Origin of the sequence: Dactylosporangium sp. CA-139066 (genome assembly GCF_050936175.1) — a bacterium.
In the GTDB taxonomy this organism is placed as follows: Bacteria; Actinomycetota; Actinomycetes; order Mycobacteriales; family Micromonosporaceae; genus Dactylosporangium.
The window spans coordinates 4,526,721-4,540,104 of record NZ_JBNJNH010000001.1 but is presented as its reverse complement, the minus strand read 5'-3'; the positions used below and the strand labels follow the sequence as shown (position 1 = coordinate 4,540,104).

The 13,384-nt window shown below is 69.7% G+C and carries 12 protein-coding genes; 4 read left to right on the top strand and 8 right to left on the bottom strand.

Annotated elements, in window-relative coordinates; all coding sequences use genetic code 11:
- Positions 1-45 precede the first annotated feature (45 nt).
- The 3 genes from ACQEVU_RS20710 (at position 46) to ACQEVU_RS20700 (ending at position 5,741) form a co-directional block, all read left to right on the top strand.
- On the top strand, positions 46-2,484 hold the full coding sequence (locus ACQEVU_RS20710) for a GAF domain-containing protein (protein ID WP_433325899.1): 2,439 nt from the start codon (positions 46-48) through the stop codon (positions 2,482-2,484).
- 242 nt (positions 2,485-2,726) lie between these two features.
- The gene (locus ACQEVU_RS20705; RefSeq protein ID WP_433325897.1) at positions 2,727-4,844 is read left to right on the top strand and encodes a hypothetical protein; all 2,118 of its coding nucleotides are present in this window, start codon (positions 2,727-2,729) and stop codon (positions 4,842-4,844) included.
- Between the two features lie 78 nt (positions 4,845-4,922).
- Positions 4,923-5,741 carry a hypothetical protein gene (locus ACQEVU_RS20700; RefSeq protein ID WP_433325895.1) on the top strand — a complete coding sequence of 273 codons (819 nt, stop codon included), beginning with the start codon at positions 4,923-4,925 and terminating at the stop codon, positions 5,739-5,741.
- A 57-nt stretch (positions 5,742-5,798) separates the two neighbouring features.
- Here ACQEVU_RS20700 and ACQEVU_RS20695 read toward each other — a convergent pair whose 3' ends face one another.
- From ACQEVU_RS20695 to ACQEVU_RS20670, 6 genes are all read right to left on the bottom strand, one after another.
- Positions 5,799-6,539, bottom strand: a complete 741-nt coding sequence (locus tag ACQEVU_RS20695; protein ID WP_433325893.1) for an SDR family NAD(P)-dependent oxidoreductase — start codon at positions 6,537-6,539, stop codon at positions 5,799-5,801.
- Complete coding sequence (locus tag ACQEVU_RS20690) at positions 6,536-7,201, bottom strand: type 1 glutamine amidotransferase domain-containing protein (protein ID WP_433325891.1); 666 nt, start codon at positions 7,199-7,201, stop codon at positions 6,536-6,538. The genes ACQEVU_RS20695 and ACQEVU_RS20690 overlap by 4 nt, the downstream gene beginning before the upstream one ends.
- Positions 7,202-7,212: 11 nt before the next feature.
- Complete coding sequence (locus ACQEVU_RS20685; protein ID WP_433325889.1) at positions 7,213-8,253, bottom strand: phosphotriesterase family protein; 1,041 nt, start codon at positions 8,251-8,253, stop codon at positions 7,213-7,215.
- Between the two features lie 34 nt (positions 8,254-8,287).
- Complete coding sequence (locus ACQEVU_RS20680) at positions 8,288-8,716, bottom strand: DJ-1/PfpI family protein (protein ID WP_433325887.1); 429 nt, start codon at positions 8,714-8,716, stop codon at positions 8,288-8,290.
- Positions 8,717-8,802: 86 nt separating this feature from the next.
- Positions 8,803-9,768, bottom strand: coding sequence for an ROK family protein (locus ACQEVU_RS20675; protein WP_433325885.1), 966 nt, complete (start codon positions 9,766-9,768; stop codon positions 8,803-8,805).
- Positions 9,761-10,609 carry a cupin domain-containing protein gene (locus tag ACQEVU_RS20670; RefSeq protein ID WP_433325883.1) on the bottom strand — a complete coding sequence of 283 codons (849 nt, stop codon included), beginning with the start codon at positions 10,607-10,609 and terminating at the stop codon, positions 9,761-9,763. Before ACQEVU_RS20670 ends, ACQEVU_RS20675 begins: the two co-directional genes overlap by 8 nt.
- A 217-nt stretch (positions 10,610-10,826) precedes the next feature.
- Here ACQEVU_RS20670 and ACQEVU_RS20665 point away from each other — a divergent pair, with 217 nt between their 5' ends.
- A complete protein-coding gene (locus ACQEVU_RS20665; protein ID WP_433325881.1) occupies positions 10,827-11,582 on the top strand; it encodes a GntR family transcriptional regulator in 756 nt (251 codons plus the stop codon).
- A gap of 17 nt (positions 11,583-11,599) precedes the next feature.
- Here the strand turns inward: ACQEVU_RS20665 and ACQEVU_RS20660 are convergent, their stop codons facing one another.
- Together ACQEVU_RS20660 and ACQEVU_RS20655 are read right to left on the bottom strand one after the other, a co-directional pair.
- Positions 11,600-12,424, bottom strand: coding sequence for a carbohydrate ABC transporter permease (locus ACQEVU_RS20660; protein ID WP_433325879.1), 825 nt, complete (start codon positions 12,422-12,424; stop codon positions 11,600-11,602).
- Positions 12,421-13,380, bottom strand: coding sequence for a carbohydrate ABC transporter permease (locus ACQEVU_RS20655; RefSeq protein WP_433325877.1), 960 nt, complete (start codon positions 13,378-13,380; stop codon positions 12,421-12,423). Before ACQEVU_RS20655 ends, ACQEVU_RS20660 begins: the two co-directional genes overlap by 4 nt.
- Between the last annotated feature and the right edge of the window lie 4 nt (positions 13,381-13,384).

Here is a 13,384-nt window from a genome sequence, read left to right as displayed (position 1 = left end):
GCGGGATACACCTACTACCCGGCCGTGGTGGGCCTGCTGGATTGCGTGCCATCGCTGGACGCCTACATAGCCGAGGTGGAGGAAGGGCTTGCCTTCGTGCGGCAGACCGCCGACGAGCACATCGGCGAATCGTACGACAGCTACCGGCGGCTGGCTGGTGAGCTGTGCGGCGAACGCGCCACCACAGCCGGTGCGGCGGTCCCGACCGAGGGGTACGCCGAAAGCCCGTGGGCCCTGTTCCACGGGCACCTCACCCACGCGATCGCCGCCGCCATCCTCGATGATCTGGCCGGCCTGACACGGCACACCGCGGCGGCGATGCCCCTGCTGCCGGCCGCGGCGACCTTTTACCCGACCGCCGCGGCGCACGTGCTGCGTGGACTGGCGCTCGCCGGGCAGGTTCGAGCCGGCCACGGCGGCGAGCGCGACGGTCCACTGTCCGAACTGGACGAGGTGACACGCTGGCTGGCCGCACGCGCCGCCGACGCGCCGGCCAACTTTCGGCACTGGCTGCGGTTGCTCGAGGCCGAGCGGGCCTGGGCTCTCGGCGACTTCGGCGCCGCCGTCATCGGCTTCGACGCGGCCCGCCACGAGGTCGCCGGTCACGCCCGGCCATGGCATCAGGCCCTGATCACCGAACACGCGGCCCGCTTCTACCTCGCCCACGGCGCCCAGCACGCCGGTTACGAACTCCTCGCCGAGGCCCGTCAGGAGTACCTCGCCTGGGGCGCGACGGCGAAGGTCGACCAACTGGACTGGGCTTACCCTGTCCTGCGAGCACACGGCGAGCCGACCGGCAGGCACGGCGCCCGCCACCCCGGCGACCTTCCCCAGCGTCACCCCACCGTCACGACCGGAACCGTCGACCTGCTCGGCATCCTGTCCGCGTCGCAGGCGCTGAGCTCCGAGACGAACATCGAAGACCTGTACTCCCGCCTGGTCGAGGTGCTCTCCGCGATGACCGGCGCCACCGGTGTACACCTGCTGCTGTGGAACGACGAACGGCAGGACTGGCTGCTGCCCGCAGCCGGGGGTGACGGCGGCATCATCCCGGCCGCCGGCAACGGTCACGAACACACGGTGCCGATATCGGTCCTGCGATACGCCCAGCGGATGCGTGAGTTGCTGGTCGTGGGCGACGCCACCCGCGACGACCGCTTCGCCCGCGACCCCTACTTCGCCGGCCTCAGCTGCTGCTCTGTGCTGGCCGTACCCATCCTCAACCGCGGCACGCTGCAGGCGGTACTGCTGCTCGAGAACCGCCTCATCCACGGCGCCTTCACCGCCGAACGGCTCGACGGCGTCAAGCTCATCGCCGGCCAGCTCGCCGTGTCCCTCGACACCACCCAGCTGTATGCGGCGTTCCGCCGGATCGCCGACGAGCAGACGGCCTTGCGGCGGGTGGCGACGCTGGTCGCCCGCGGGGCGGCCCCCGATCTCGTATTCGCCGCCGTGGCCGACGAAGTCGGCGCGCTCTTCGGCGCCGACGACACGTCGATCGTCCGATTCGAGCCGGACGGAGAGGTGACGGTGCTGGGGGGCTACGGACTCGAGCCGTCCGTACCAGGTTGGCGCGGCAAGCCCGACCCCCGCGCCGCCATGGCAGCGGTACGGGTGACAGGCCGCGCTGCCCGCCACGACGTGGACCACTCGAGGTCAGCGAACCCGCCCGGGGCCGGCCTCGAGGGCATCTGCTCCGCGGTCGCCAGCCCGATCGAGGTCGAGGGCCGGATCTGGGGCGCCATGCGCGTCGGGTCGCGGCGCCAACCGCTGCCCCAGGACACCCAGCAGCGGCTGGCCGACTTCACCGAGCTCATCGCGACCGCCATCGCCAACGCTGAAAGCCGTTCCGAGCTCACCACGTCACGCGCCCGGATGGTCGCCGCCGCCGACCAGACCCGCCGGCGCATCGAGCGGGACCTGCACGACGGGGCCCAGCAGCAGCTGGTCGCCCTGGCCCTGCAACTGCGCTCCGTGCAGGCGGCGCTGCCGTCCGAACGCGACGCCCTCGCCGCGAAACTCGACCGCGCCGTCGCCACGGCGACGAGCGCCGTGGACGAGCTGCGCGAGATCTCCCGTGGCATCCACCCGGCCATCCTGACCGAATCCGGCCTCGGCCCGGCGCTTCGCACGCTGGCCCGCCGCTCCCCGATCCCCGTCGACCTCGACATACGCACGACGGGACGGCTGCCCGAGCACCTCGAGGTCAGCGCGTACTACATCATCGCCGAGGCGCTCACCAACGCGGCCAAGCACGCGCACGCCTCGGCCGCCACCGTCACCGTCGAAACCGACCCCGCCGGCCGTGTCCTGTGCATCGCGGTCCGCGACGACGGCGTCGGCGGCGCCGACTTCGCCCGCGGCACCGGCCTGGTCGGCCTCAAGGATCGCGCCGAAGCGCTCGGCGGCCAGATCGTTCTCCACAGCCCGCGCGGGGCCGGAACCACGCTGTGCGCGGAACTCCCGCTCACCCCCCGCTCGTGACCCTGACGCGCGATCGTACGGCCCGTGGAGGCGTGTCACGGGATTGTCGCAGTATCTCAGTGGCTTCGTCGTATGTGACGCCGAGTATGTCGCTAGTTCGGACCCGCCCGTGGACGGCTGTGGTGTGGTGGGTGGCGAGGAACGGGACGTCTGTGGCGATTGTTCGGGGGTGATTCGGGCCCGTGGTATGCCACGATGAGGCTCGAGACGGTGCGCTGGTCGGCGCCTTCCGGCCGCGGCCGGTGCACCTGCGGACCACGCGTCGATGGCTGGCTGCGCCGAGCGATCGGGCCGGGCGGCTGCTGTTGCTGCTGCCGGTGCTGCCGGTGCTGGCAGTCACCGGCTGGCTGCTGGTTGCGGTTCCGCTCGCGGCACTGGGCGGCTTCCACTGGTGGACGGTGCTGCCGCTGGGCGCGCTGGCCGCCGGGCTGCTGATCCGCTGGGCGCTGCCCCGGCTGGCCATGGTGCCGGTCCGGCCGGCGCCGTGGTGGGCGGTGGCCGGGGTGCTGGCCGTGGCCGGTGGTTTCGCGATGCTGGCGATCCTGACGCACAGCCAGCAGGCGGTCCTGCACCGCGATGCCGGCACCTATGCGCAGATCGGCCTGTGGCTCAGCAATCACTCCGGGCTGACGGCGCCGGTGCCGGCTGAGGCATTCGGGGCCGGCTCCGACATGGTCGACTACACCCATCCCGGCTTCTACGTGCAGGACGGCCGGGTTGTGCCGCAGTTCATGAGTGGCTGGCCGACGCTGCTCGCCGCCGGGTTCTGGGCGGGCGGCTGGCACGGCGCGTTCGCGCTGCCCGGACTCATCGGCGGCGCCGCGGTCCTGGCGATCGGCGGTCTCGCGGCGCGGCTGTGCGGTCCGCGGTGGGCTCCGTTCGCCGCGCTCCTGCTGGCGGTCGCGTGGCCGATGCTGCGGGTCAGCCAGACCACCTACTCCGAGCCGCTGGCCTGTCTGATGCTCGCCGGCGGCCTCTGCCTGCTCGCCGACGGCTGGGCGATCGGTGCGCGCGCCGCAGCGGCCGGTACCGGCGCCGTCGGTGAGATCCGCGGTCACCGCAACGCCGTGCGGCGGCGGGCGGGCGGCCTGCTGCTCGGACTGGCCGGACTCGTGCTGTCCAGCGGCGAGTTGGTCCGGCTCGACATGGGTGTGGACTTCGCGCTGGTGTTGCCCGCACTCGGTTGGTGGTGGCTGCGTGGCCGCGCCGGCGTCGGCTCGTTCCTGCTCGGCGCAGCAGTCGGCGGCGGCCTCGGGTTGCTCGACGCCCGATACGTGACGCTGCCGTACGTCCTGGTCAACTGGTCCTCGGTCCGGCTCATGATCGCTCTGCTGGTGGTCGTGGCCGCCGGGACGGCCGCTGTCGCGCTGGTGTTCCGGCGGCGTCCCGCTCCGGTCTGGCTCCGCCATCGGCGACGACTCGCCGCGGCAGCGGTGGCGACGCTTGCCGTGGCCGGCGCAGCCCTGGCCGCGCGGCCGCTGCTGTACGTCGACCACTCCACCACAGCGTCGGCAACCATCGACTACGTCCAGAGTCACCAGGAAGCGCTCGGGCTGCCGCTGGACGGCACCCGCGGCTATGCCGAGCACAGCCTGTCCTGGGTGGTGTGGTACCTCGGCTGGCCGGTCGTCCTGCTGGCCTGGGCCGGCGTCATGCTCGCCACCGCCGCCGCCGTGCGCGGCCGGGGATGGCGGCTGCTGCCCATCCTGCTCGTGTTTGCGGGTTCGGGCGCCGCCACGCTGCTGCGCCCGGCGATCACGCCGGACCATCCGTGGGCCGACCGGCGGCTCGTCGTGGAGGTCCTCCCCGCAATCGTGCTCTTCGCCACCCTCGCCATCGCGCGCGCCGGCCGCGCGTGGCTGCGGGCCGGCGCGGACCGGTCGGCGGCGCTGCCGATGCTGCGTCGCCTGCCGCGGACGGCGCGGCTGGGGCTCCTGCCCGCGCTGCTCGTGGCGGCCGCGGTGGTACCGGCGCTACCGGTGTTCGCACATCTGGCGCCGCTGCGCACCGAACTCGGTGAGCCTCAGGCGACCGCCGCGGTGTGCCGGGCGCTGCAGCCGAACGATTCCGTGATCCTCATCGACGTGTGGTGGGCACCGACCGTCCGCGATGAATGCGGGTTGCCGGTCGCGACGCTCGTCGACCCCACCCTGCCCCGGATGCATTCGGTGGTGGCGGCCGTCCGGGACACCGGCCGGCAGCCGGTGCTGCTGGCCAGTACGGCGGATGCCCTCGCACCGTACGGGGTGGCCGTGCACCAGGTCGTCGACCAGTGGGTCCAGCACGATCAGCACCAGCTGGTCCAGCGTCCGACCGGCACCGACTGGGAAAAGCTGCAGTGCTGGGTGGCACGCCCGTAGGCGTACCACTGATGTACCACCGTCGTAACAACGACAGTCACGGGCATGCAACCTCCGCGCTGCGCAGACTCGCCGGCTATGAGATTGATCCGAATCCTCGTCGTCGCGGTCACCGCTGCGGCGACAGTGGCGATCGCTCCGCAGGCCGCGTTCGCCATTCCGTCCGGCACCGGGTGGTCCGGCTCCTGGAAGTACACCGGCGGCACCAGCGTCCAGGTCACGCTCGACGTGCCGGGGGCGAAGCTGGTGGCCAACGGCTGGGACGCGCTCGGGACGCGCGCCTTCGTCCTGAACATCACCGACACCGTGGCCGACGGCAAATGCGCCTACGTCAAATGGACCGCGGCCGCCACCACCGAGCACTGGGCGTGCGGCAACGGCACCACCACACAGGTCACCGGCCTGCCGACCTCGACCAACGCCATCACTGCCGTGCTGTGCCGCGACTCCACCGCCCACAACAACAAGACCAACTGCAATGTCATCGACGTCCCCTCGTCGTACACCGACGACTTCATCCGCACTGAGGGCAACGGTGCGCGCTGGAAGTACTACAGCGCCGCCGAACAGTACGACGGCGGCGAGGACTGGGGCGCCTGGATCACCATCGGAGACGTCGACTTCGACTACTTCGGCTGGGACGACACGCCGGCCGGGCAGCGCTGGATCAAGTCCTGGCTGACGGTCTTCGAGCCCGCCTGCGCATCGGGCACCCTGCTCAACGCCACTCCGGCGTCGAGCCTGTCCTTCTGCTCACAGTACGACCTCATCGACGCCCTGCCGGTCACGAACATCACCGGGACGGCGTGGGGCAAGGGCTGCACCTGGGCCATCGCCAGCCGAGTTCCCAATCCGCCCAAGCACTGCATCACGGTCCGCGTCCCTGAACCCAGCTGACCCCTGAGCCGGTCTGCGTGCCGGGGCGGGTCCAGCGGATCCGCCCCGGCAACCGGTTCAGGCCGAGAGCAGGCCGCCGTCGATGATCACAGACTGTCCGGTGATGTATCCCGCGCCCGGACCGAGCAGGTACATGATGAGGGCGGCCACCTCCTGCGGATCGCCCTGCCGGCTTAGCGGCACCCGCGCGACAACGCCGTCCACGGCTGCCTTCGCGTCGGCCTGGGCCCGCCAGTACGGATCGTTGAACGGGGTGTCGATCCACCCCGGGCACACACTGTTGACGCGAACTCCGCTGCCCGCGAGCTCGACCGCCAATGATCGGGTCAGGCTGATGAGTGCGCCCTTGGATGCGGCATAGGCAAACGTGCCCGGGCTGCCGCGGTGAGCCGCGGTCGAGCCCGTGAACACGATGCTCCCGCCGGTGTCCGCCAGCGCCGCCATGGCCGCCTGCGCAAGCAGGTAGGGGGCTCGCACGTTCACCGCCATCGTCGCCTCCCACGCCTCGAGCTGGAAGGACTCCAAGGGCGCAACGACGTGCAGACCGGCCGTCACGACGACGTGGTCGAGCCGTCCGAATGCCTCCAGGGCCGCGGCCACCGCGGCCTTCGGCGCGTGCGGGTCGGCCAGGTCGTGATGCCCGACGACGATCCGCCCCGCAGCCTCCTGCGCCGCCACCTCCCCCGCGGCCGAGTCGTTGACGTCGGCCAGGTACACGTCGGTCCCGGCGGCGCGCAGGGCCCGCACCGTTGCGCGTCCGATCCCGGTGGCGCCGCCCGCGACCAGCGCGCTGGTCACGCGCCCATCACTGCGTACGCCCGGTAGTTGGCCGATCCCGGCCCGGCCGCACGGTTCTTCACCACGGCAGCCGCGCGGTACACCGCCGAGCTCGGCGTGGCGTCACGGACAACGGCCGGGACGTCGCCGCCCTCCCCGCTGCTGTCGGCCAGGGCGTTGAGGATCCGGCTGAGAAACTGGGGCAGGTCGTTCGGCAGTTGCGAGGTGATGAGATTGCCGTCGACCACGACGGCCTCGTTGCGCCAGTCGCCACCGGCATGAATCACGTCGTCCTTGATGACCGGCACCGACGTGACGGCACGCCCCTTCACGATGTCCGCGCTCGCCAGCAGCCACCCCGCGTGGCAGATCGCCGCGACCGGGGCGCCTCGCTCATCCAGGGCGCGGACGAGCTCGACGAAGGCCGGTTCCCTGCGCAGGTACTCGGGGGAAAAGCCGCCCGGCACGATCACCGCGTCGAAATCGTCCGCCGACACGTCCGCGATGCCGACTTCGGCCACGGCCGGGTAGCCCAGCTTGCTGGCGTACACCTCCCCCGCGCGGGAGCCTACGATCGTCACCTTCACGCCGGCCTCACGCAGCCGCAGGACCGGGTACCACAGCTCCAGCTCCTGGTACAGGTTCTCGGCAAGGACAGCGACTCGAGCCTTCTGCAGTTCCATCCAGTCCTCCGTCAGACCGCAATCGAGAAGATGCGCCGGGGGTTGTGAATCATGATCTGGTCGAGCTGTTCGTCGGTGACGCCCTTGGACTTCAAGCGCGGAACCCAGCTGGTGAACATGTAGTTGAGGTCGACCTTCTCGTTCTCCAGCTGCGGGTCGGTTTCGGTGACGGTCGCACGGGGGTTGAAGAACCACCGATCGAACGTCAGGACGATCCGATCCACGTAGCCGTCCTCGATGAGCTCCACGAGAGCATTGGCCATCGCCTCGTCCAGCTCTTCCGCGCTACTGATGCGCCAGGGAATGCCGATGTGGTCGAGCTGGACGTTCGAGCCCATCTTGAGGACCTCGCGGATCATGCCGAGCTGCGGCGGCACGAAGGCGTGGCCGATGATCACCTTGGACAGGTCCATGCCGACCTCGTCGAGGATTTCGAGCTGCTCGCGTCCCGGGTTGGTGACCTGGAAGTCCATCGGGTCGATGTGCGTGTTGATGGCGCAGCCGGTTTCCATGGCCGCCCGGCCGGCGGCCCGGATCAGGCGGTCCTCAACCTCGTGGACGTGGCGGCCGTACGCACCCACCGGGCTCGGCCTGGGGTAGACGCTTTCCTGACCGGTGGCGATCTTGATCGCGCCGGCCTTGTACGGCGTCTGCTGCCACGCGAACACCATGCCCTCGGTGAGGTCGCGCACGAAGAACTCGGTGAGCTCCTCGATGGTCTGGCGGCGCCAGTAGTAGGGCACGCCCATCCGTTCCGGGAAGAACCCGGTGATCGCCACGACGTTGATGCCGGTGCGCTTGGCGACGTCCACCATGAACTGCGGGTGACGGCCGACCTCCGCCGGGGTCATGTCGACGAGGGTGTCGTAACCGTTGGGGAGCATGCCATCGATGATCTGGCGGCTGACCCGCTCCACGGCGGCGGGGTGGTCGAATACGGTCCGGTGGTCCAGCTCCGCCCCCGGATAGCCGTACAGCAGGTGTTCGTGGGTGAGGATGCGACCGGACTGCTCGGCCGGGACGTCACCCAGCACGGTTCGAAAGATGTCCATGACGAACGCTCCTTTGACGTCGACGAACGGCGGCTCAGCCGGCCAACTCGGTGCGCAGCCGGGTAACCAGGGAGGGAAGGGCGTCAGCGTCCGCCGCGACACGGTCGGGATCGATGTCGAGGACGAGCTCACGGACCAGGTGGGCACCGGAGCCGCTCGCGAAAATGGGCACCTCCGCGGCGTGCAACCGCTTGAGCAGGGACACCTGCTCGTCGCTGACCGCCGGGCGACCGGCAACGGTCCCCGGCACGATGAGAGCGTCCACCGCCTCGGACACGACCTCGCCTGGCGCCGTGTCCCCGAGCACCGGGTATCCCAGGTGGCTTTCGCACGGGCCCTCCCCCGGACCGACGACCTTGACCTGCGCCCCCTCCTCCCTGGCGCGCAGGACCGGATACCAGAACTCGAGCTCCTGGTAGCCGTCGAAGGCGAGGACGACGATCGAACGGTTGGACAACGTCATGAGGAGTGACCTGGCCTCTCAGAGAACTGGTCTACTAGATGAACCAGTTTTAGTCTGCCACACGATGAATCGGCTGGGAAGGTGAGCTACAGGCCGGGCTGGGCCGCGGTGAACTTGTTGCGTGCGTACGACGCGGCCCCGAGCAGTGCCGCGTCCCCGTCCTCCGCCACGTGGTGCAGCTCGGTTCGGGCCCAGCGCGGCCGGATGAGGTCCCAGTGCTTTCGCACCGCTTCGCCGAACCACGTGTCCGGGGCCAGCGTCGCACCGGCCAGGATGATGCGGTGCGGATCGTGCGTCGCGACGATCGTGCGCATGCCGGCGGAGAATGCCACCGCGGACCGGCCGAGTATCTCGGCCGCCCGGCCGTCGCCGTCCCGGGCGGCGTCCTGAAGGTCTCCGGCGTGCAGGACGCGTCCGCTCCGTGCGCGCGCCTCGAGCAAGGGACTCAACCCCGCCTCGGCGAGCGCGCGTGCCGCTTCGGCCAGGGTCCGTCCGGAGACCAGCTGCTCCAGGCAGCCGGTGCCGCCGCACCAGCAGCGCGGGCCGTCGACCGCGATCACCATGTGGCCGAAGTCGCCGGCCGCTCCGAGTCCGGGGTCCAGCGCGCCGTCCTTGACCACGGCTCCCCCGATGCCGGTACCCATGGTCAGCACCGCGGTCGTCCCGTGCGGCCAGCGCGCCGCCACGCCCAGTGCCGTGGCCTGGGCGTCATTGAGCAGGTAGGTGGGCAGTGGCAGGTGCGGGCGCAGTGCGGCCGCGACGTCGGCCCCGTCGGTGAAACCGAGGTTGTGGGCGGTGCCGACGATGCCTTCCTGGATCACACCGGCGAGTCCGACGCCTACCGCCGCGGGCGGCTGGGCGAGGTGTGCGGTGGTCTGCCGGACCATGTCGGCGACGGTGGCGTACTGCTCGGCCAGACTCTGCGGCTTGGCGCGCCGGTCCTTGCGCACGATCCGGCCGCCCGACACGGCGGCCACCCTGATCCACGTCCCACCCCAGTCGACGGCGGCCACGAGGGTGTCGTGACCGGCGTCGACCGCGAGGTCAGCCAAGGCAGCCCGGCCGATACTCGCCGGCCACCGAGAAGATGCACGAGGCGGGGTCGTGGCTCATGTTGTAGAACGAGTGTTCCGTGCCGGCCGGGATTCGCACACCGTCCCAGGGGTTCAGCTCGACCCACTTCTTCGTGCCGGCGAACTCGACGTGCAGGTTGCCTGACTCCACGAAGACCACCTTGTCTGCGGGGTGGCTGTACACGCCACTTCGCTGGCCACCCAGGAACGACATCTTCCCGGCGGTGAGGTGTTCCGTGCTGCACAGGATCCCCACGAGGATCTCGCGACCCCGAACGGAGCCTTCCATGCGCCAGAGGATGTCGGCCTCCCGGATCATCCACGTGGTCCGCTCCCGGGGGGTGTCGCGGGCCATCGGCCAGTTGCCGAGCAGCTCGTCCTGGCCCTGCTTCGGCGGGCCCTCGAGCGGAGGTTGCGCGCGAGCGTAGGCTCCGCCCGTTCCCGACTTGGGAGCAGGCTGGAAGAACTCCAGCATCCGCAGTTGTACGTTGCTGTGGTTCCACTGGTAGTGCCATGTGTCCTTGCGGAAGAAGATGGCCTCACCAGGGTTGACGACGAAGACCTCGCCGGTGACCGGGTTGCTCTGGACCATGCGGCCCTCGAGCACGTAGAAGAGCTCGTCCGCTCCGAACACGGTGGGGTTGGCGGGCGAGGAGATCGCGGAACCGTTCGGCGGCATCCCGACGATGTTGAGGTTCATCGTCGCGTCGTCGGCGTAGAACCAGTCGCACAGCCGTCCGGTGGTCTCGTCACCCCAGGTGCGCCGCTCAAGGTCTTGGTACCGAAGGACTTCCGGCTCGCGGATGGTCTCGTCTGTCATGTCGCCCTCTCGGGGTCGGACGCTTTCGCGTTGAATCCAGCCAAGCACGTGGCGCTAACTGGTCTAAATACTGAACCAGTCTGTAGGATTGGCCTGGTCGTGTCAATCGACTCGGCCTGCACAGCAAGCGATTTCCCCGGGAGCGGACGGCCTGGCGCTACGATGCATCCCGGCCGGCGCACCACAGCGCACAGCAACGCCATCAAGGAGGGCAGCCGTGGTGAAGGCACTCGACCTCAAGGTCTCCCCGGCCCGGGCAGAGGGCCGCAACAACGCCGTCGAGGCCTACCGCGCCCTGCAGCAAGCGTTGACCGTGGGGCAGTTCCCGGCCGGCACCCGCTTGCCCGGTGAGCGCACCTTGGCCGCCGAGCTCGGGGTCAGTCGCGCGACGCTGCGACAGGTGCTGAGCGCCCTGGCCGATGCCGGGCGGATCATGCCATCACCACAGCGCGGCTGGTTCGTAGCCGAGAACCGGCTCGTGCACGAGCCCAACCGGCTGCGGGGGCTCAGCGAGGTCGCACGTGAGCGCGGCATGGAAGCGTCGTCCCGGGTCCTGCGGGCCACGGTACGCCAGCCCACGCTGGCCGAGGCGGAGGTGCTGGGCATCGACACGTCCCAGCCGGTGGTCGACCTGCGCCGGGTGAGGTTCCTGGACGGGTCGCCGCTCAGCGTCGACCACTCGTGCCTCGACGCCGCGCGGGTCCCCGGCATCGAGGACGTCGACTTCACCGGCCAGTCCCTCTACGACGTGCTGCGCGACCGGTACGACATCGCCGCCAGCCGCTGCGACTACGAGCTCGCCGCGGAGGCGGTCAAGCCCAGGGAAGCCAAGCTGCTCGGACTCGAGCCCGGCGATCCGGTGCTGGTCGGTTATCAGCAGACCTTCGACCAGCACGACCGCTGCTTCGACGTGGGCAGCCAGCTGTACCGCGGGGACGCCTACCGGTTCCAGGCGTCGCTGTTCCGGTTCTGAGGCGGCGCCGTCGACCGTCAGCCCTTCATCGCACCCGATGCCATTCCCTGCATCAGCCTCTTCTGCACGAGGAGGAAGAAGAGCACCACGGGGATAGTGAAGATCACGCTCGCCGCCATCACTCCTCCCCAGTCCGTGTAGTAGCTGGAGAAGTACTGCTGAAGGGCGACGGGCAGCGTTTCGATCTCGGGCCGCTGCATATACGTCGCCGAGAACATGAGTTCGTTCCACGATGTGATGAATGCGTAGACGGAGCTCGCGGCCAACCCCGGCCACGCCAGCGGAAACACGATCGACCATACGGCTCGCAGCCGGCTCGCCCCGTCGACCAGCGCGGCCTCTTCGAGTTCGAACGGGATCTCGACGACGAACGATCGCAGCATGAACGTGCACAGGCCCACGGTCAGGGCCAGGTGGCTCAAGGTCAGCCCTTGGAATGTGTTGAGCAGGTCGGCGTTGCGGAACAGCGTGAACAACGGGATCACGAGGATGGTCTGCGGGAGCAACTGCGTGAGCAGAATGACGACCGTGAGGATGTGCCGCAGCCGCAGCCGGTAACGGGCCAGGGCATAGCCGGCCAACAGGGCAATGAGGCCGGTCAGGACCGTCGTCGCCACCGCAACGATGAGGGAGTTGCGGAACTGGGTGGGGATGTTGCCGTCGAGCAGGTGCGTGTACCGCTGCACGGTCGGCGAGGTGACGATGAAACGCGGGGTACGCGTGAACAGCTCGCTGTCGGGCTTGATCGACGTGACCAGCATCCAGAAGAACGGAAAGAGGCTGCTCAGCACGATCACGGCGATCAGCAGGTACAGCGCACCACGGCGCAACGCAGACGTCATCGAGCGTCCTCCCGGTTCAGCCGGACGTACAGCACGCTCACCGCGGACAGCATGAGGAACAGGACCACGGCCATGGCCGCGGCGGAGCCCTGGTCGAGCTGCGCGAAGGCCTGCAGCCAGGTCAGCAGGGACAGCACCTCGGTCGAGTGGTTCGGGCCGCCGGGCGGTGTGGTCATCACAAGGAAATGGTCGAAAGACTGATACGCCCAGATGGTCGAGATCGTGGTCATCACGACGAGCAGGGGGCGGATCATGGGCAGCCGGATGCGCCGCAGGATCTGCCAGCCGTTGGCGCCGTCGACCCGTGCCGCCTCCACCACTTCACCGTGGGTGCCTCGCAGCCCGGCGAACAACGAAACCGCCACGAAGGGCACCGAGTGCCAGACGACGGCGACCGTGATGGCCACCATGGCCGGCGTACCCGTGCGGAACCACGAGTAGCCGTTGAAGGAGTCGATGCCGAACCAATGCGCCAGCACCCAGTTGACGACGCCGTACTGGTCGTCGAACATCCACTTCCAGACGATGCCCGACGCGACCCGCGGCATGGCCCACGGGAGCAGCACGATGACGCTGAGCACCTTGGCCGCGCGGGGTGCGGCATCAAGAACCAGGGCGATTGCCAGGCTCAGCAGGATCGTGGTGACGACCACCGCGGCCGCGAACAAGGTCGTGCGCAGCAGGGCCGCGGTGTAGTACGGGTTGGCGAAGATGTCACGGTAGTTCTTCAGCCCGACGAACGGTCCGTTCTGCAGGTACTCACCGTCGTGGAACGACAGCCAGATCGTCCGCACCACCGGATATCCGACGACGCCGACGACCACGACGAGCAGCGGCGTCAGAAAGCCCCACGGCAGGAGCCGCTTCTCAAAGCTGGACTGCCCGGGCAGCAGACGCCGCCGGCGGGGTGCCCCCGGCGTAGCCGAGGACACCGCGCGACGGGTAGGGGTCTTCACGTTC